This is a genomic window from Streptomyces sp. NPDC001532, from assembly GCF_040298625.1.
Classification (GTDB): Bacteria; Actinomycetota; Actinomycetes; order Streptomycetales; family Streptomycetaceae; genus Streptomyces.
The window spans coordinates 64,236-84,883 of sequence record NZ_JBEPAL010000013.1 but is presented as its reverse complement, the minus strand read 5'-3'; the positions used below and the strand labels follow the sequence as shown (position 1 = coordinate 84,883).

Sequence of the window (20,648 nt, the reverse complement as noted above, 5' to 3'; positions counted from 1 at the left end):
GACCACGGATTCGTCGGGGCCCGTCGCATGACTCTCGGCCGCTCTCAAGCCGGCCCCGTACGACCACACCGCACATCACGAGCACACAGTCCACAGAGGAGCACCACGTGACCACGGCGATGCAGCCCGAGGTTCCTGAAGGGCGCGACGCCGATCCGGCGCAGTCGGCATACCCGGCCGGTGCCAGGCCGGTTTTCGCGCCTGGTGCCCAGGTGCGCATCCGCCACGAGCAGTGGCTGGTGAAGTCCGTCTCGGAGTCCCGCGACGGACTCATGGTCGAGGTCAGCGGCGTCTCCTCGTTCGTCCGTGGCACGGATGCGGTCTTCTACTCCGGCCTCGACGCGATCGAGGTGCTCGATCCGCGCAAGACCCGGCTCGTGCCCGACGAGACCTCCAAGCACGCCAAGGCCCGCCTTCACCTGGAGGCGGTCATCCGCAAGACCGCGCTGCCGCAGACCGAGCACGGCATCGCCCTCGCCGACTCCTTCCTCATGGACCGGCAGCAGCACCAGCTGCGCCCCGCCGAGCTGGCGCTGTCCATGCGCAACCCGCAGCCCCGGTTGCTGATCGCCGACGTGGTCGGACTGGGCAAGACGCTGGAGATCGGCATCACGCTCTCGGAGCTGATCCGACGGGGGCGCGGCGAGCGCATTCTCGTGGTCACACCCGCCCACGTGCTTGAGCAGTTCCAGCGCGAGCTGTGGACCCGCTTCTCCCTGCCGCTGGTACGCCTGGACTCCACCGGCATCCAGCGCATCCAGCAGGAGATCCCGGCAGGCCGGAACCCGTTCGCCCACTTCAAGCGCGTCATCGTCTCCGTCGACACCCTCAAGTCGGCGACGTACGCCCACCACCTGGAGAACATCACCTGGGACGCGGTCGTCATCGACGAGTCGCACAACCTCGTGAACAAGGGAACCCGCAACAACCGCCTTGCCCGCCGCCTCGCTGAGCAGACTGATGCGCTGATCCTGGCCTCCGCCACTCCTCACAATGGCGACGCCGAATCCTTCGCCGAGCTGATCCGAATGCTCGATCCAGCGGCCATCGCCGACCCCAAGAACTACAAGGTCGCCGACCTCGACCACCTCTACATCAGGCGTACCAAGACCGACCGCGAGGTACGCGACAGCCTCAAGGGCAAGCCGTGGGCCGAACGCGGCGACTCCCTGCCGGTGCCGGCCCCGGCTACACCGAAGGAGGTCGCCGTCCTGGAGAAGCTCGCGAGCGAGTGGACTCCGGGAGACCCCGCCCGTTCGTCGGTGTGCGCCGATCCGCTGGTCGGCTACAACTTCCTGAAGGCGTTCCTCTCGTCTCATGTCGCCCTGCGGGAATCCCTCGCCAACCGCCGTGCTTACCTGGACGACCCGATGAAGCGCAAGGCCAAGGCCGCAGCGGACACCCCCGAGCGCCGCGCCGCGCTCGCCGCCGAGAGTAAGGCGCTCGCGGAGCTGGAGGCGCTGGTCGCGGACTTCACCGACCAGGACTCCGCCAAGCTCGACGCGCTCGTACGCACCCTGAAGGAACTCGGCGTCGGCCCGCGCTCCGAGCGCCGCGTCGTGATCTTCTCCGAGCGGGTCCACACCCTGGACTGGCTGGCCCGGGAAGTGCCGGCCATGCTCGGCTTCAAGAAGAACGAGGCGAAGGCCGACGCGACGCGCCCCTGGAAGGCGTACGGCGGAGCCGTCGAAGTCATGCACGGCGACACCACCAACGACCAGCAACAGCAGGAGATCGTCGACCGCTTCGGCCGGCGTGAAGAGCCGGTGAGGCTGCTGTTCACCGGTGACATCGCCTCCGAGGGCGTCAACCTGCACCACCAGTGCCACGACCTCATCCACTACGACCTGCCCTGGTCCCTCATCCGCATCGAGCAGCGCAACGGACGCATCGACCGCTACGGACAGGCGGTCAGCCCCGAGTTCCGTGCCCTCACCCTCACCGCCGACGTGCCCTGGCGGCGCGACCAAGAGAGCGGCGAGATGCTCACGCTCGACGACCGGCTCGTCGGCGCCCGTCTGCTGCGGCGCGAGGCCCAAGCGCACGAGATCGAGACCGGTGAAGGCAGCGCCGAGGCCGTCACCGGCCTCTACAACGACAAGAAGGAAGAGGACCGCCTCACCCGCGACCTCATCAAGGGCGGCACCGTCGAGCGCTCCATCAAGCAGTCCCAGCAGGAGTCCGGCGGGGTCCTCGCAGGGCTCCTCGCCGGCGCCAACGCCCGGCTCGCAGACCCCACGGCCCCTCCCGCCACCCTCGGCACGGCCCCGGTGTCCGAGGCCGACGTCCCCCACGTCTTCACCGACACCAAGGCGTACTTCCACGCCGCTATGGATCTCATCTACCCGGAGGCCGAGCGCGCGGCCCTCGGCTGGAAGCCCGAGACGGCCCAGGGCCGCATCGAGTTCACTCCGCCCGACGACCTGCAGTACCGCTTCAGGGCGTTGCCGAAGTCGTACCTGGAGCAGGAGAAGATCCTCACGACGTCCAAGTACGACGGCACGCTGAGCGTCACCTTCGACAAGCAGTACGCTGCCGGCCGTCTGGAGGCCGCCCGCAACGCCAAGCAGGGCAAGACCGATCAGCCGACCTCCCAGTGGCCCAACGTCTCCTACGTCTCCGACATCCACCCGGTGCTCGACTGGGTGACGGACAAGGTCCTCGCCAAGCTCAAGTACGACGAGGCGTTCGTCCTCGCCTATCGGCCGGACCCGACCAAGGCCCAGCGGATCGACGCTTCTCTGCCCGAAGCCCTCACCGGCCCGGTCTACCTCCTCCAGGGCGTCTACTCCAATGCGGCGGGCAAGCCGACGGTCGTGGAGTGGATGGCCGTCACCGGGCTCGCCGCGGGCAGCCCTCGCGTATGGCGCATGGACTCGGCGTTCCTCGCCGCCTGCGGTGTGGGCCCCGACATGCCCGGCCGCGCCCGGCCCGTCGCCCCCGACCTCCTCCAGCGACTCGTCCCCGCGGCCGTCGACGCGGCCGAGACCCACCTGCGCGAGCGCCGCGCCGACTACGACAAGCAGGTCGACTCCTACCTCGCCCCGTACGAGGACCGGGTGCAGGTCTGGGAGCAGGGCGCCCTGATCGCCGTCGGCAACCAGCAGCGCCGCATCCAGCAGGTGTACGACACGGCCGCCCGCCGCCGCGACCTCGTACGCCGCCTGCGGACCGACGGCGACCCGATGCTGCGGGTCCTCTGCGTCCTCGAACCCCTTCACGCCACCACCGAGTCCGCCGCCCACACCGAGGAGTCCGCACGATGAGCTACACCTACGACTCCTTCGCCAACCGCGGCGAATACCTCTCCGCCCACTACTTCAGCGAGGAGCTGGAGAACACCCTCAAGAAGGGCAAGGCGGGCGACGAAGGCCTGTTCACCCTGTGGACCGGCCGCGAGACCGACCCCCACGATCCTCGGCCGACCCCGCGTGAACTCCTGCCCCGGCTCCGTGGCGACTACCTGGCCACCGTGCGCCCTTTCCTGAGCTCCCGCGCCCAGCAGGAAGAACCCGGCAGCACCTACGACGACCCGACGGGGGAGTGGGCCGAGCGCATCACCACCTGGCACACCACCGTCCTCAAGGCCCTCGGCTACGGCGAGCGGCCCAAGCAGCCGGCCACCGTGCACAACGCCGGCAAGGAGTACGAGCTCCAGGTCGCCTGGTGCGGAGACGGCGTCGTCGCTCTCGACTGCGGCTGGACCGACTCCCTCGACGACGCCCTCGACCCTGACGAGGCCGGACAGCTCCTCCACCCCCTCAAGACCACCGACGGCCTCCTCGAGGTCGGCGAGAAGCTGGCGGGCTGGCTCTTCCAGAGCGAACTCCACGATCTAGGCGGCGACGCTCCTCGCTTCGTCCTGCTGCTGTGTGGTGGCGTACTCGTCCTCGCCGACCGCAACGCCTGGGCCGAAGGCCGCTACCTTGCCGCCAGCCTGGACGCGGCCTTCGCCCGCAACGACACGGCGAAGGCCGGCGAGCTTTCCCTCCTCGCCGCCCTCTTCTCCCACGACATGCTCGCGCCCCGCGCCGACGGCAAGGGCCGACGCATCGACGAGCTGATCAAGGCGTCCCGGGACAACGCCGTCGGCGTCAACTCCGAGCTGCGTAAGGGACTCCAGCAGTCGGTCGAGATCATCGCGAACGAGGTCCTCGACCGCCTGCGCGAGGCGAAGGTCAAGCCACGGGAGATCGAGGACCTCAGGAAGGGACCGTTCGCCAAGCAGCTCACCCGCGAGTCCCTGCGCTACCTCTACCGCATCCTCTTCCTCTTGTACGCGGAGGCCCGCCCCGAACTGGGCATCCTGCCCGCCGACGACTCCACCTACGAGGCCGGCTACTCGATCGCCCGGCTGCGCGAGCTGGTTGCGCGCGAGCGGAAGCTGGTCGACGAGGACAGCCGAGGCGGTTTCCACCTCTACGCCTCCCTCGACGTCCTCTTCAACAAGGTCAACTTCGGACACCGCCCGCACGGCACCGAAGCGGACGATGCCGAGCCCGCCGCCGAGCGCAGCGAACAGCGCGGCCTCCGCTTCGAGCCGCTGCGCAGCGAGCTGTTCGACCCGAAGGCCATCACCCTCATCGGCAACGGTGTCCTGGACCCCCGCTGGGACGAGGACGGGGACGAAGAACCGCGGTGGCTGGACCTGCGGCTGCGCAACGAAGCACTGCACCAGGTGCTGCGTCTGCTCACCCTGAAGGAGGCCGGCCAGAAGGGCCGGCAGGGCGGCTTCATCTCCTACCGAAACCTCGGCATCAACCAGCTCGGCGCCGTCTACGAAGGCCTGATGTCGTACACCGGCATCATCGACGAGAAACGTGAGCTGGCCGAGGTCGCCAAGCCCGGCGCCAAGAAAGCCGGCAAACAGTACGGCGACCCCGAGAAGGGCTCCTGGCTCGTCCCCGCCGACCGGCTGAACGACTACCCGGAGAACACGCACGTCGTGTACTCCGCCCAGGACACCGAACAGCACGGCCTGCGCGGCCCCAAGAAGTACCCCCCGGGCCGATTCGTCTACCGCCTGGCCGGCCGCGACCGCGAGACGTCCGCCTCGTACTACACCCCGGAGTCCCTCACCGAAGTCACCGTCGAGCTGGCACTCAAGCACCGCCTCGACCAGGAGAAGGACGCCGACGGCAACACGGTTCGGACCCGCGCGAGCGAACTCCTGCGCTACACCATCTGCGAACCGGCCCTCGGCTCCGGCGCGTTCCTCAACAAGGCGATCGACCTGGTCGCCGAGGAGTACCTCAAGCGCCGCCAGGAGGAACTGGGCACCAACCTGGACACGTCGAAGGCGCTCGAAGCGAAGCAGAAGGTGAAGGCGTACATCGCCCTTCACAACGCGTACGGCATCGACCTCAACGAGACCGGCGTCGAGCTCGCCGAGGTGTCGCTGTGGCTCAACACCATGCACCCTGGCATGCGTGCCCCGTGGTTCGGCCTGCACCTTCGGCGCGGCAACTCCCTGATCGGGGCGCGGCGGTGGGTGTACGAGGCCGAGCGCCTCAAGAAGGAGCGGACCATCGGCGCGCAGACGCCGACCAAGTTGCCGTTCCGGGCGTCGGAGGACGGTGCGGAGCAGCCGCTGCCGGACGGGGCCGTGCACCAGTTCCTCCTGCCGACACCTGGGTGGGGTGCGGTCGCGGGGGCGAGCGGCGACGCGAAGAAGCTGGTCGAGCAGCTCGCCGGGGCGCAGGTGGACCAGCTGAAGGCATGGAAGAAGGGTGTTCAGACCAAGCCGAAGGCGACGGGCGGCAAGGCGAGCCAGCTCGCCCGGCTCCAGGCTGCGGCCCGTCGGGTCGAGTTCCTGTGGAAGCTCGTCGCCAAGCGCATGGAACTCAGCGAGCAGGAGATCGCCCGCACGATCGACGTGTGGGGGACGCACCGCGCGGAGGACGCGGAGGAGTACGCCTTCCTCCGCCGCGACAAGCAGAACGCGGACCAGAGCCTGCCGCTGACCAAGGAACAGGTCTTCAAGGACCTCTTCGAGGCGGAGGGCTCCCCGTACTGGCGCCTCAAGCAGGTCATGGACGCATGGTGCGCGCTGTGGTTCTGGCCGCTGGACAAGGTCGGGCTGCTGGACGGGACGGACGCGGAGTACGCCACGGCGCCGGTGGTGACGGCGGAAGCTGGGGCGGACCTGGACGCCCTGTTGTCGTCGGTGGCCGGGGTGGCTGGGCCAGCCGTTGAGAGCGTGGCGCCCTCTCCTGCCTCTGAGCCCACGGTCGTGCCGCAATTCGACGAGCCCCAGATGCTGTTCGCCATGGACGGTGACCAGATGTCCCTGGAGGAGGACGGGGCCGACGAGGAGCTCCTGAAGCAGGAGGAGGACAAGAAGGCGCGCACCTCGTCCAAGCCGAAGAAGCCTCGCGGGCAGGTGCGTCGGCGTGGCGTCATTCCGCTTGCGGACCTGGATGACTGGATTGCCTTCTTGGAGTCCATGGTCGGCACGAAGGACCTGCAGCAGGGGACGATCCTGGCGTCACTCGAATCGCTTGAGGAGCTCGCGGCCCTCGAAGAGCTGATCCAGACTCAGCCCGAGATGGACATGGACGATGCGCGGAGGGCGGTCGAGACGCGGTATCCGTGGATGCGGGTCGTCCGCGACATCGCCGAGGAGCAGGGTTTCCTGCACTGGGAGCTGGACTTCGCGGGTGTGTTCGCCGGTGAGGCGGGTGGGTTCGACCTGCAGGTGGGTAACCCTCCGTGGGTACGGCCGGAGTGGAAGGAAGACCCGGTCCTCGCGGAGTACGAGCCGTGGTTCATGCTCACGGAGAAGCCGAAGGCGGAGGAGAAGAGCCGGCGGCGAGGGGACGAACTCGCGCGTGAGGAGGTGCGGGAGTACCTGCTCGGCGAGGTGACGAACACGGTGACGACGGCGAGCTATCTGTCGGCTTCGCCCGTCTACCCGCTGATCTCGGGCAGCCAGCCTGACCTGTACCGGGCGTTCATGTGCGAGGTGTGGGATCACGCCGGATGCGCGGGAGCAGCCGGGATGGTGCATCCTGACACCCACTTCGCGGGAGACAAGGAGGCCGCCCTGCGGGCAGCGGCCTACCGGCGGCTGCGCGTGCACGGCGACTTCGTCAACGCGGGCAACCGCTTCTTTCCACCGCCCGTGGGGCGGTCCAGCCACTTCGGCGTGCACATCTACGGGACCGAAGGGGAGATCTCCTTCAACTCGCTGTCGTGGCTCTTCACTGTCGACGCGCTCCGGGAGTCCGCTACGGCGGAGAACATTGGTGCCGACCCTGGCGTCAAGTTCAACGGCGACTGGGACGAGCGCCCTCACCCGAAGCGTGTCGTCCTAGTTACCGAGGACACGCTCAAGCGCTGGCGTCGACTTTCGGGAGCCGAAGGAAAGGTGGAGCACACCAGTCTGCTGACACCAGTGAGTACGGCGGAGGATCAGGCGATCGACGCACTGGGGACGTACCCGCTGCGGCTCGAAGCGCTGTGCCCGGATATCACGCGTGGCTTTGACGAAAGCGCCGCCAAGAAGACGCAGTTCGGCCCGGACAAGGACCAGCGGCTTATCGACTACAACACAGGTATTGACGGGCAGGACGATTACTATGCTGCATCGTGGAACGACGTAGTCCTTAAAGGTCCCCAGATCGGTGTGGCCAATCCGCTGTTCAAACAACCAAGCCAGGGCAGCGGCGAGGTGCGGGGGCTCGATCCGAAGACGCTCGCGGATGACGCGGTACCGGAGTCGGAGTACCGGCAGGTGACGTCGAGGGACGTGTTCCTAGATGCGCAGGACAGATGGCCTGACTGGGATGTGTACCGAGAGCTGATCGCATCGGAGGAGGAGCGGGAAACAGCACGGCATCAGATTGCGCAGGAGCGCAAAGTACTGCCGAGCGAGGTGTCGGTCGAAGAGGTTGAACAGGCTCTGCTGAGCAAGTCCAGCCGCCCGTACAGCCAGGAATACCGGGTTGCTTGGCGCAAGATGATCGCTCCTGATACCGAGCGGGCACTCTACGCTGTGCTGATCCCACCAGGTGCGACTCACGTTGATAACATCCGGAGCGCAGCGATGCCAGATCGTCGCGCCACGGCCTTGACTGCGGGCTTCTGGTCAGCCACTCCGGTGGATTACCTATTGCGGGCGCTTGGGGTTGGGCATCTTGATGTTGCCCGCGCTCGGCGGTTCCCTGCTCCCTCGAAGGGGCACCCCCTTGCTGCTCCACTTCTCCTCCGCACCCTCCGTCTCAACGCCCTGACCACCGCCTACGCCGAACTCTGGGTCGAGCTTCACGATCCCAAGTGGCAGGCCTACGAACCCTGGGCGATCACCTGGCCCGGCATGAAAACCGAGCTGCACGCCGTCACCCCCACCTGGCGGCGCGACACCCCGCTCCGTACGGAGTACGCCCGTCGTGCCGCCCTTGTCGAGATCGACGCGCTCGTCGCCGTCTGGCTCGGCATCGACGCGGATACGCTCATCGCCATGTACCGGGCCCGTTTCCCGATCATGCAGGACTTCGACCGGGTTACCTGGTTCGACGCCGCCGAGCGGAAGATCGCCGGGGACCGGTACACGTACGGGTTCGACCAGACCAAGGACCACTGGACCCAGTTCGAGGCCTACCAGGAGGCCTTCGAGAAGGACCCCGAGACCACCGTCTCCGTCCCCGACGGCTATACCGCCCCCTTCTACAAGGCCGACCGTGAGCGCGAGATGCGTGAAGCCCACGCCTACTTCAAGCAGCGTCTCGACGAAGCCGTGAGTAAGGGTCTGTGGGACCCGGAGAAGATGGAGGTTCCGACCCGGTGAGGCCGACCCTCGAAGCGCAGGGACTCAAGGAGAGCCTGCTCCAGTACCTGTCCACGACGTACGGCCTCGCCGACGAGGGCGTTCGCAAGGCGCTGCACGCCTTCCTCGGGGACGAGACGACGGGCATGTTCCGCGGCCCGTACCTTCGCCTCCGTACGCCCTTCACCCCAGCCGGCGACGGTTGGCAGCAGCATCTGGACTGGGTGCGTACGGACGGCTGGACGCCGTACGCGCACCAGGCCCGTGCCTTCGCTCGGCTCACGTCGAAGGACGGGCATGTACCCGAGCCGACGCTCGTCACGACGGGTACGGGTTCCGGCAAGACGGAGTCGTTCCTGTACCCCGTGCTCGACCACTGCGCCCGCGAGCGCGCGGCTGGGAACAACGGGGTCAAGGCGATCTTCCTCTACCCGATGAACGCCCTGGCCACCGACCAGGCGGCCCGGATCAACGGACTGCTCGCCGACTACGACGAGCTGAGCGGCGTACGGGCCGGCCTGTACATCGGGGACAAGGCAGCGACGCACTACGACCGGGTCTACACGCGCCGGCAGGACATGCAGCTGTCACCGCCGGACATCCTGATCACCAACTACAAGATGCTCGACCTGCTCCTGCAGCGTGCCGCCGACGTGCCGCTGTGGGACGGCAGCGACATCCGCTATGTGGTCGTCGACGAGTTCCACACGTACGACGGCGCGCAGGGCACCGACGTCGCCATGCTGCTGCGCCGCCTCGCCATCGCCGTCGGCGCGAGCCGGCCCGGCAAGCCGCTGGGCACGATCACTCCCGTCGCCACCTCCGCGACCCTCGCCTCCGGCACCGACGCCGACGGAGTGCGCCAGCTTCTCTCCGTGGCCGGCAACGTCTTCGGCACCGCGTTCACCGAGGACGCGATCGTCGGTGAGAATCGGCTGACAGTCGACGAGTTCATGCTCGACGAGTCGATCACGGACGCGAAGTTCCTTCCCGGCCAGGCCGCACCCCCCGAGGCACTGACCGCCCTGCCGGACCCGGCCTCCGGCCCCGAGGCGCTCGCGGACCTCGCCGAGGCCGTCACCGGGTGCCGTACTACCGATCCGGTGGTCCTCGGCGCCGAGCTCAAGCGCAACCGTCTGACGTATGCGGTCCTGAAGGCCTTCGACGGCACGGTGTGCACCTACGACGAGGTGCTCGACGTGATGCGCCGCAGTGGGGCGAAGAGCTGGGACGAGGCGATCACGACGAGGCCGCAGGTCGCGGCGGCGGCGCTCGCCCGCCTCGTCGCCCTGCTGTCCGTGGCGCGCGACCCGGACGCGCCGGCCGGGATCAGTCGCCCCTTCGTCCAGGTCGAGGTGCACCAGTGGGCGCGGTCCGTCACGCGCATGCTCCGGGGCGTACTGCCCTGGCCGAATGCCGAGTTCGCGTGGGACACGGTCGGTGCGGAGAGCCGACAGCGTACGACGCCCGACACGACCACCTCGCGTGACACCAAGGTCTTCCTGCCCGCGGTGTACTGCCGCGAGTGCGGGCGCTCTGGTTGGTCGGTGCTCGCTCCCGAGTCGGACCTGGAGGAGCTGAGCTTCGAGGCCCACAAGATCCGCCGGGCCACCGTCACGGCCAACAAGTCCAAGGTACGCACCCTGGTGGCGGCCACGGACAACGAGGCCCGTGAGGGCAACGGCCGTACCGCCATGAACCGGGCGGAGCAGAGATCGCTGACCACCGGTGGCGCGGGCGTGCTCATGGTGCTCGATGGTTCTTCCCGCCGCCTGCGCCTGCCCGACCCCCAGGACGACTACGACGACGAGGGAAACCCGCAGCCCGCAGGTCCCGATTCGGTCTTCGTTCTCGTCCAGCTCGGGGACACCGCGGAAAGGGCCGCCAAGGACGACTGGTGCCCGGCGTGCGGCACGCACAACGCCATCCGCTTCCTCGGTACGGGAGCCGCCGCGCTCGCGGCCGCGTCCATCACCCAGCTCTTCACCGGCGGGGAGATGGACAAGGAGCAGCGTGAGACGAAGACGCTGATGTTCAACGACTCGGTGCAGGACGCCGCGCACCGGGCCGGTTTCGTCGCCTCCCGCTCGTACACCTTCTCCTTGCGGGCCCTGTTCACCAAGCATCTGAGCGAGCAGCGCTCCACCGCGCTGAACGACCTCGTCGCCGATGTCGTCCTGTCCACCACCGACCGTGAAACGCTCGCCGCCGTCGTCCCGCCGGACCTGCACGACGACGTGGGTGTCGCGCGGCTGCTGTCGGGCAAGGGACGCGGCGGGGACAAGAGGACCTGGGACCTGATCGGGGAGCGGTTCGCGTTCGAGGCCGTGATGGAGTTCGGCCACCGTTCCCGCAACGGCCGTACCCTCGAACTGACCCGCACGGCTGCCGCCTGGGTGGGCATCCCCGACGAGCGGGCGGCCGTCGCGATCGTACGTGCCGTCCATGAGGAGTCCACCCACCATGGGCTCGCCCTCACGGCGCACGACGACGCCCGATACCTGGCGTTCCTGCGCGGCCTGCTGGAGCGGCTGCGTACGAGGGGAGCGGTCGGGCACCGCTGGCTGGACAAGTTCCTCGACGAGGCGGGCACCAGCCGCTACTTCATCTGGGGTGGCCGCCCGCGCGGTATGAAGGCCTTCCCTCGGGGCGTCTCCGCGCCGAGCTTCCTGCTCGCCCGGCCCAAGACGAAGAGCGAGTTCGACTTCGCCGCCGGGCGCCTGTCCTGGTACCAGTCCTGGGCCCAGCGCTGCCTCGACATGACCCGCGAGCAGGCCGACGAGTTCTGGGTGCGGCTGCTGCCCCAGCTCACCGACGCCGGGCTGCTCTCGGCGCGCACCCCGCAGGACACGACCGTCCGCGTCTATGGTCTCCAGCCGGGCGCTGTCCGCCTGCAGTTGTTGTCCGAAGCCCAGGTCAACGTGTCGTATGTGCGCTGCCCGAAGTGCTTCTGGGAGCAGACCGTTCATCCCTCACTGCTGGCGCAGTACCACGGGCAGCCCTGCCAGTCGTACCGCTGCTCGTCCGGACGCCTCGTCGCGGGCGACCGCTGGCTGGAGACCGTGGACCGGCACGACCGGGACCGCGACTACCGCGACGACTACTACCGCAGCCTGTACCGGAGAGCCGGCACCTACCAGGTCATCACCGCCGAGCACACCGGTCTGCTCTCCCGGGCCAAGCGCGAGCGCGTCGAGGAGGCCTTCCGCAAGGGGGAGGGGTTCAACGACCCCAATGTGCTGTCCTGCACGCCCACCCTCGAGATGGGCATCGACATCGGCGACCTGTCCGCCGTCGTCCTCGGCGCCCTGCCGCGCCGTCCGGCGAACTATGCCCAGCAGGCGGGCCGGGCCGGGCGCCGTACCGGCAACGCCTTCCTCCTCACCATCCCCGACCGTTCCCGCCGCGACCTGTACTTCCTCGACCGGCCGCGGGACATGATCGACGGGCGGATCGTGCCGCCGGGCTCGTACCTGTCGGCCATCGAGATCCTGCGCCGCCAGTACACCGCCCACCTCCTCGATCTCGCGGCACGCGGCCGCCTGCTGCGCGAGGACGGCAAGCCGTTGGCCGCCCTGTCGCGCCGTGTCGACGAGCTTTTCGGCCCCTCCGGCTATCTCGCCGACTTCACCGAGGCCGCCCTCGCCCACGGCGAGGAGCTCGTCGCGGGCTTCCTCGCGCTGTTCCCGACCGGTGTGAGCGAGACCGCTCAGGAGGAGCTGAAGCAGTACGCCGTCCGGGGGATCCGCAGCGCGATCGAGAAGGCAGAGCGGGAGTGGGAGCGCGAGAACCAGAAACTCCGCACCCGCATCCGTACGATCCGCTCCGCCATCGATGAGCTCAAGGAAGGCGACGACGAGCAGGCGCGTACGAAGGCGGAGCTGGAGGCCGAGCTGGGCGCCCTCTCGAAGCAGGGAGCCACGCGTCAGCGCCAGCCTGCCCAGACCGTGCTGTGCGACCTCGGTCTGCTGCCCAACTACGCCCTCATTGACGCCACGACCACCCTGGAGGCCACCGTCTACTGGCCCGAGGGCACCGCACCCGACGGCAGGGACGGCTACAAGTCGAAGCCGTTCTCCTACGGGCGGCCACGCAGCTTCGCCCTGTCCGAGCTTGCTCCCGGCAACACCTTCTACGCCGAGGGCTACAAGCACCGGATCACCGGCATCGACATCGTCACCGGCCGAGACCAGGACTGGCGCCACTGGCGCTTCTGCCCCTCGTGCGGCTACGTCCGCACCGAGAACGCCGAGCACGACATCACCCCCTGCCCGCGCTGCGGGGAAGCGGGCATCGCCGACTCCGGCAGCCTGTGGCAGATCGTCAAGCCCAGCGTCGTCACCGCCCGCGACAAGCGCGAGGACGCCAGGATCGGTGACGAGAGCGACGACCGCGATCGCCGCTTCTACACCGTCGTGGACATGGTCGACATCGCCCCCGAGGACTTCGCCGCGGGCAAGTCCTGGCGGCACACCAAGGAGATCTTCGGCGTCGACTACACCCGCCGCGCCGTCATCCGTCGCGTCAACGCCGGCCCGCTCAGCATCGGAGCCCAGGAGAACGACCAGCTCGCCGGGCGGCCCGTGCGCATCGCCCCGTTCCACGTGTGCACCGCCTGCGGAGCCGCGACCGCCGATGGCCGGCCGGTCTTCGACGACGACCGCGACGCCGTCGACAACTCCGCCAACCGTCAGCGCGAGGTCAAGCACCACACCCCTTGGTGCCCGCTGCGGCGCGGCAAGCAGGATGTACCTCAGGAACCCGTCCTGCTCGCCCACGAGCTGGAGACCGAAGCGCTGCGGATCCTGCTGCCCGCCGCGACCGTCCTCGTCGAGGAGCGGGTCCACTCCTTCCAGGCGGCCCTGCGCCTGGGCGTGGACGAAGCCTTCGGCGGCGACCCCCAGCACCTCGATTCCACCCTCGCCACCATGCCGGACCGCGAGACCGCGGCGAAGCGGCACTTCCTGGTCCTGTACGACCGCCTCCCGCACGGCACCGGCTACCTCGACCGGCTCACCGACCCGGCAGCCTTCCGCCAGGTACTCGAGGGGGCGCGCCGACTTCTCGAGGAGTGCCCCTGCAACGGGGAGGCGGTGCCGGCCTGCCACCGCTGCCTGTACCGCTACGCCGACGAGCAGTACATCGACCGCGTCTCCCGTCAGGCCGCCCGGGAGATCCTCGACGAACTCCTCGGCACCGACACCGACGCCTGGAGCACCAAGCAGGTCGGCAACACCGACCAGATCGGCCTCGACGGGCAGGTCGAGTCCGACCTCGAGGCGCGCTTCCTCAACGCGCTGCGAGGGTGGGCCGGCCCGCGCGGCGACGCCGTCCTGGAGGAGAGCGGAGACAACAGCGCCTACCTGCGTCTCGACGAGGTCGGCACCGTCCACGGCTGGCGTCTGACCGCCCAGCGCAACGAGGGGTTCACCCGTACCGACTTCACCTTCGAACGCACCGAGGGCCCCAAGCAGAAGATCACCGTCTACCTCGACGGACACCGCTACCACGCCACCCGTCGGCACAACCGGCTCGCCGGCGATGCTGACAAACGCAACCGGCTCCGGGCGGACGGGCGCATCGTCTTCCAACTCACCTGGGACGACCTCGATGCCTTCGAGCGGCAGACCGGCACGGCACAGGCTTCCTCGGGACGGGAGGTGGCCGAGCCGGTGTGGCCGCCCTATCCGCATAGTGCCCAGGACATCGCCAAGCAGCTCCACGCCGATCGCGGCGGCGACGACCTTGCCACCACCGGCTTCGCCGACCCGATGACCATGCTCCTCGCGTACCTGCGCAGTCCGGATGACGCGGCCTGGGGCAGGCGGGCTTCGGCCGTGGTCGGCGGACTGCTCGGCACCGGCCAGGAGATCCTCGTCGGCAACGGCACCCCTGACCAGACCCGTCAGACGCTCGACCGCCTCCTCGACGCCTGGGGTCGCACCGACGGCATCGACCCGACCCCCGTCCAGGGCGCCGGCACGCTCAATCTGTTCCAGAGCAGCGACCAGTCCGGTCTTCCCGTCGCCTTCCTCGTCGACGGCGCCACCGGCCACTGGTCCGCCCTGGTCTGCCTCGACGACACGGCACCCGACCAGCTCGGCACGCCCGAACACAAGACACGCTGGCGCTCCTGGCTCCAGTGGTCCAACATCCTGCAGTTCCTCGCCCACGACGGCGGCGACGGCGTCCAGCTGACCACGGCCACCGCGGCGAAGTGCGACACCTCGGTCCTCAAGGCCTTCGGCGGCCTCGGCGAACTCGAATCCCTGGTCGTGCGGTACGGCACCGGCACACCCACGTCGCAGCGCCCCGCCGCGGCGGCATCCGACGCCACTCCGCTCGAAGCAAAGCTGCGGGACCTGCTGTGGGACCGGGAGATCCTCGAGTACCTCGACGAGGACGAACCCGATGCTCCCCTCACCCGCCTCGCCCACACCTTGGCCGACGGCGGTAAGAAGGCTCCCGCCTACGGCTACGAACTCGGCGAACGTGGCTGGCTCGCCGACTTCGCCTGGGACCACGGTGACCATCGGATCGCCGTCATGGCCGAGCCTTACGATCACGAGGACGAGGAGAGCGACAAGACCTGGCGCGCCTACCGCGACGCAGGGTTCACCATCCGCTCGGCCGACGACTGGCTCGCCGATCTCGACACCCTGCTGACCGCGCTCCCCGACGCCACCACCCGTCCCCACTCCGAAGAACAGGGTGCCGCACGATGACCGCACGCCTCAGCCTCTACCAGAAGGCCGAAAACGAGCTCTACAAGATGGAGTCGTCGGTCAAGACGAAGTTCTACGACTTCTGTCACCAGTTCCGTCTCGACCCCGACCACCCCAGCCTCGACCTCAAGCCCCTCAAGGGCGACGGCCGGATCTTCCGCGCCAAGATCGACCGTTCGTACCGGGCGCTTCTCGCCCGGGCCGGTGTCGGCGCCGACGGCATCCCGCAGTGGCTGATCGTCGCCGTCCGCCACCGCAAGGACGTCTACGAGGAACTCACCGTCGCCATCAACCGGATCACCGGTGAGATCGAGTTCGTCGACCTCGGCGTCGTCGGCCAGAGCGTCCTGCAGCGCGCGGGAGTCCAGCTCACTCCGGCTCCGGACGAGCAGGCCGTGCCGGTCGAGCCCACGCCCGCGCCCGCCGTGACGCCGGAACCGGCCGTCCCCGCGGAACCGCTCCTCCTCGGCTGCATCCCCGAAGACCTGCGCCGGCTCGGCGTCGCCGACGCACTCATCGACCTCGCCCTCACGGTCACGACCGACGAGGAACTCGACCAGCTCATCGCCGGCGCCCCGCGCCTGACCGCCGAGGTCCTCACCGGCCTCGGCTCCGGCATGTCCGTGGACGAGGTCGAGCGTGAGATCACCCAGCCCGCCGCCACCGAACTCGAGCCGGGCTTCGAGGACGACATGGCGGCGGCCCTCACCCGTACCGCGGTCACCACGGTCGACGACGATATCCGCAACGTCCTCGCCGAGGGCGACTTCCGCGCCTGGAAGGTCTACCTCCACCCCACCCAGCGCAAGATCGTCGAGCGGAACTACGGAGGCGCGGCGCGGGTCAGCGGCGGCCCCGGCACCGGCAAGACCATCGTCGCCCTGCACCGCGTCGCTCGTCTCGCCGCCGCCCTGCCGCCCGGCCACAACAAGCCGATCCTGCTGACCACGTACACCAAGAACCTCACGGCCGACCTGCGCTCCCGACTCACCTCGCTCATGGATCCGGCACTGCTCGGCCGCGTCGACATCAAGCACATCGACCAACTCGCGCAGAGCGTCCTCAACGAGAACACCGCGCCCGGCTCGCAGCGCAGCCTGATTACCGATGACCGGGCCCTGGACGTCCTGCGCGAAGTCATCTTCGAGCACGACGAGCAGCGCTGGGGCGCCGAGTTCCTCTTCGACGAATGGGAGCAGATCGTCCTCGGCCAGTCCCTTGCTACCCGCCAGGACTACTTCAAGGCCCGCCGCGCCGGCATGGGGCGTGCCCTGAGCCGCCCCGAACGCGCCGCCATCTGGAAGCTGCTCGACCAGTTCACTCTGCGCCTCAACGGCCTGGGCCGGGAGACCTGGGCCCAGGCCGCCGAACGGGCGGCCCGCTACGAGATGGAACGCGCCCACAAGATCAAGGTCCGGGCCGAGCGCAAGGCGGACATCGGCGGCGGTGATCTGGTCCACCTCGACGACAACAGCTCCGCGATGCGCTACCTGCGTCATCGCTACCAGCACATCGTCGTGGACGAGGCCCAGGACCTCAGCCCCGCCCACTGGAAGATGCTGCGCGCCATGGTCGCGACCGGCGAGGGCGACCTCTTCATCGCCAGCGACACCCACCAGCGGATCTACGACCGGCAGGTCACCCTCTCCACCGTCGGAGTCCACATCCGCGGCCGTGCCTCGAAGCTGACGCTCAGCTATCGCACCACCCAGGAGATCCTCGACCAGGCGGCCAAGGTCGTCAGCGGGGCGACTTACGACGACCTTGACGACGGTACCGACACCCTCGACGGCTACCACTCCCTGCTGCACGGCCCGGCCCCCGAGTACGTCGCCTGCGCCGATTGGACCGACGAGATCGCCCAGCTCGCCGAGGCCCTCAAGCAGTGGCGCGCGGACATCACCCAGCCCGCCGCGGACGGCACCGTACGAGACCCGAGCGGCACCATGGCCGTATGCGTCGCCGACGGCGAAATGGCCGGCCGCGTTGCCGCCGATCTGGAGATGAAGCACGGCATCACCACCGCCACCCTCACCAAGGACGGCCCGCAGGGCAGCGGCGAGGTCCACATCGGCACGATGCACCGGTTCAAAGGGCTCGAATATCAGAAGCTCGCGATCATCGGTGCGAGCGACGGCATTCTTCCGCGCACCGCCCTCGTCGAGCAGTACGAGAAGACCGACCCCACGCGGTACGAACGCGAGCTCAAGAAGAGTCGTAACCAGCTCTTCGTCGCCACCACCCGAGCCCGTGACGCATTGCGGATCTCTTGGCACGGAAAGCCCAGTCCGTTCCTGCCTTTGTAGCTGACCGAGGCGATTCCGCCCCGCGGTGACGATCTACCGCGGGCGGAGCGCGCCGGCAACCCGGTCCTTCGCGTGCCGAAGGGTGAGGTGCGGCATTGATCGCCCGAGATCCAGCCAGCCCTGTGGGGCTCCTGCCGTGACGGCGGCGAGAGAGATGAGGATGCCTGGATCAGCCGACGGCAGTCGGCTCCGGCTCTCGCGCCCCTCAGCTGCCCGAGAGGAGGCGCTCGCGCTCGGCCGCCACGATCTCGCGTGCCAGCTCGGCGTCCGTGATGTCGAACGCTTCAGGGGCGCTGTCCGCCGTCTCGGAGACGCGGGCGAAATCCGCGAAGAGCTGGTTCTTGCGTGCCAGGATCTCGATGATGCGCTGGTCGACGCCCTCTTCGGAGAGCAGGCGGTGTACTTGTACCGACTCCAGTTGCCCCATCCTGTGGGCGCGGCCGATGGCTTGCCATTCAGTCGTCGGCTTGAGCTGAGGCTCGCAGATCACGACGACCGATGCCGACTGAATGTTCAGGCCGACGCCGCCCGCCACGATTTGTGCGACGAGGGCGGCCCCGTGAGGAGCTCGGGAGAACTCATCGACCATGCTCTGTCGCGTCGCGGCGGGTACTGAGCCGGTCAGCGGCCCGAACACCTTCCCCGGAAGGTTCGACGCCACTTCGTCGAGGACGTCACGGAAGTACGAGAAGACCAGCACCTTGCGTTGGTTCTCCTCCGCCTCCTGGACGATGTCGATGAGGCGCTGCATCTTCTCGGACTTGGCACCGGCGCGTAGGGCGGCCTGGCGCATGGCCATGAAGTTGCCGTCGATGACGGCCGCCCGGTAGTGCTGCTCATCGATGCTGGACATCGGCAGCCACTCGTCGATGTCGAGCCGCTCCGGGAGCTCGGTGAGGACGTCTTCCTGATTCCGGCGGAGGTATGCAGGTGCCACCTGCTTCCGGAACTGACGAGGAGATATTTCCGATGCACTGACCGGAAGGTCCGGCCGGAGGTAGCCGATGAGATTGCGGAATTCCTCGATCCGGTTCTCCAGTGGGGTGCCGGTGAGGAGGACTGCTCGCTCGCAGCGCTCTATCAGGGCCGTGGAGCGCTGGGTTCGTTTGGCTTGCGGATTCTTGATGTAGTGCGCTTCGTCGAACACCAGGCACGCAGGTTCGGCACGTTCGGGAATCCGACCGTCCAGCCATCCGAGGATGTCGTAGGTGGTGACTGCGACTCCTCCGCTGCGGATCCACGACTTCAGCGCGTCGTCGCGTGCAGGTCCATGGAGGCGGTATGCCCGCAGATCGGACTTGGCCTGGACTTCGCGTACCCAGTTGGTCACGACGGCGGCCGGGCACACGACCAGGAAGTGGGAGGAGCCCTTGGCGCGCAGGTGGGTGAGTACGGCGAGGGACTCGACGGTCTTCCCCAGGCCCATCTCGTCGCCGATGACGACCTTCCGCTGCACGATCGCGAAGCGGGCGCCGAAGGACTGGTATCCGCGGAGGGACGCCTTCAGATGAGTGGTGTCGAGGGTGAGCTCCCTGACCGCCTGGACGATTTCGGCCGGCAGGTGGCCTTGGCTCTTCTCGGCGTCGTCGGCCAGGAATCCGAGCTCCGCGAGCATCGCGTAGTAGTCGGCCGGCCGGGAGATGAAGTCCTCCCAGGGGTCGCCGCCCGCGCCGCTGTTCCCGCCACTGAGAACCGCCCCGCGTCTCTCGACGGCAGCCAGCGCGGTACGCAACTCGGCGACGGCCCGGGCCTGGGGGACTAGTACCACGTGGGAGGTTCGGGCATCAAGGTTCTGGAGGAGCGGTCGTACCGCGTCGGCAGCGGCGAGGTCCGCTGTCGCGCTGCGGATCGAGCGCGCCGCGTCCCAGGCTCGCATGGCCGCGAGGAGCTTAGTGGTGGCCTGTGAGCGGTTCTTGATGTCGATGCGGATCGGCATCTCGTCCATGGTGGTCTGCCAGATGGTCTGCGCGGCGCCGACCATCCGGTTGCCCGTCGTGTCTCCGACCCCCGGGAGCGACCGGATCCGTGACTGCTGGTCGAGGACCTGCTGCACGTTCCTGATTCCGGCATCGACCAGCGCCGTGATGCGCAGTTGGCCGCTGGTCGCGTCCTTGAGCCGTTCGACGGGCATCTCGGCGACCAGCTTGCGAACCTCGCCCTGCCGGACGGCGTTGCCTGCGGTGTCGACGGCCCTTCTGAACTCGCTCTCTCGGTGCAGAGCCAGGTCGATCGCGGTGATCGCGGTCTTGGCGGCATCCAGCTCAGGCCGCCCGACGAGTTCGGCCCGGGCGCCGAGGCGCCGGCCGAAGCCGACCCTCTCGTCGAGGACATCTGAGGGCCCGACTGCCGGGGCGGCCTTCCCGTCCCACGCCGCCAGGCCTTCCAGTTCGGGTACGAGCCGGGTGCTCGTGACCCCCTCGTGAAGTGACAGGAGATAGGTTGCGGCCTGCTCCGCTTCTTCCTTGCGGCTCTTGCCCGAGAAGATCCGGCGGGGACCGAATAGTGCACGGACAGCCGTCAACGCCCGGCCGGCGTCGTCGGTCAGCCGTCGGATGCCCTGCTGGGTATCGGCTGTGATCGCGGGAAGGGCTTGGCGGCAGGCCAGGGCGGTCACCAGGCCGGCATCGGACGGCGAGACCTGCAGGACGCGCCATGACGTGGTGGTCTTGGTCCCGAGCGAGACCACGCGGTTGAGGAGCTGCCTGGCGGCGTCCTCCGCTGTTGATTCGACGGGCCCACGTCGCTCGGCGATCTCAGCCGCGAGCTTGTGCCAACCACCGACGTCTTCCACCACACCACGCAGGTGATGACGTGTTTCTCGTTTCATTGCCCCCGCCGACTCGCATGACC

Annotated in this window: 5 protein-coding genes; 4 read left to right on the top strand and 1 reads right to left on the bottom strand. The window is 68.6% G+C overall.

Translation table 11 applies throughout. The annotated features are described in order from the left end of the window. Window positions 1–107: 107 nt before the first annotated feature. From ABT232_RS15005 to ABT232_RS14990, 4 genes are read left to right on the top strand one after another with little or no spacing between them, the layout of a single operon-like run. On the top strand, window positions 108–3,266 hold the full coding sequence (locus ABT232_RS15005; protein WP_351840305.1) for a DEAD/DEAH box helicase: 3,159 nt from the start codon (window positions 108–110) through the stop codon (window positions 3,264–3,266). Then, a complete protein-coding gene (locus ABT232_RS15000; RefSeq protein WP_351840303.1) occupies window positions 3,263–8,788 on the top strand; it encodes a hypothetical protein in 5,526 nt (1,841 codons plus the stop codon). Before ABT232_RS15005 ends, ABT232_RS15000 begins: the two co-directional genes overlap by 4 nt. Beyond that, window positions 8,785–15,492: a DEAD/DEAH box helicase gene (locus tag ABT232_RS14995; RefSeq protein ID WP_351840301.1), complete on the top strand. Its 6,708-nt coding sequence runs from the start codon at window positions 8,785–8,787 to the stop codon at window positions 15,490–15,492. The genes ABT232_RS15000 and ABT232_RS14995 overlap by 4 nt, the downstream gene beginning before the upstream one ends. Beyond that, a complete protein-coding gene (locus ABT232_RS14990; RefSeq protein WP_351840299.1) occupies window positions 15,489–17,798 on the top strand; it encodes a UvrD-helicase domain-containing protein in 2,310 nt (769 codons plus the stop codon). The genes ABT232_RS14995 and ABT232_RS14990 overlap by 4 nt, the downstream gene beginning before the upstream one ends. Window positions 17,799–18,003: 205 nt before the next feature. Here ABT232_RS14990 and ABT232_RS14985 read toward each other — a convergent pair whose 3' ends face one another. Continuing rightward, window positions 18,004–20,592 carry a DEAD/DEAH box helicase gene (locus tag ABT232_RS14985; protein ID WP_351840298.1) on the bottom strand — a complete coding sequence of 863 codons (2,589 nt, stop codon included), beginning with the start codon at window positions 20,590–20,592 and terminating at the stop codon, window positions 18,004–18,006. Window positions 20,593–20,648: the final 56 nt, after the last annotated feature.

Bases quoted from the DNA above. Each gene is read 5' to 3' on its own strand.
- ABT232_RS15000 (WP_351840303.1), top strand. From the start codon at position 3,263: ATGAGCTACACCTACGACTCCTTCGCCAACCGCGGCGAATACCTCTCC.
- ABT232_RS14990 (WP_351840299.1), top strand. From the start codon at position 15,489: ATGACCGCACGCCTCAGCCTCTACCAGAAGGCCGAAAACGAGCTCTAC.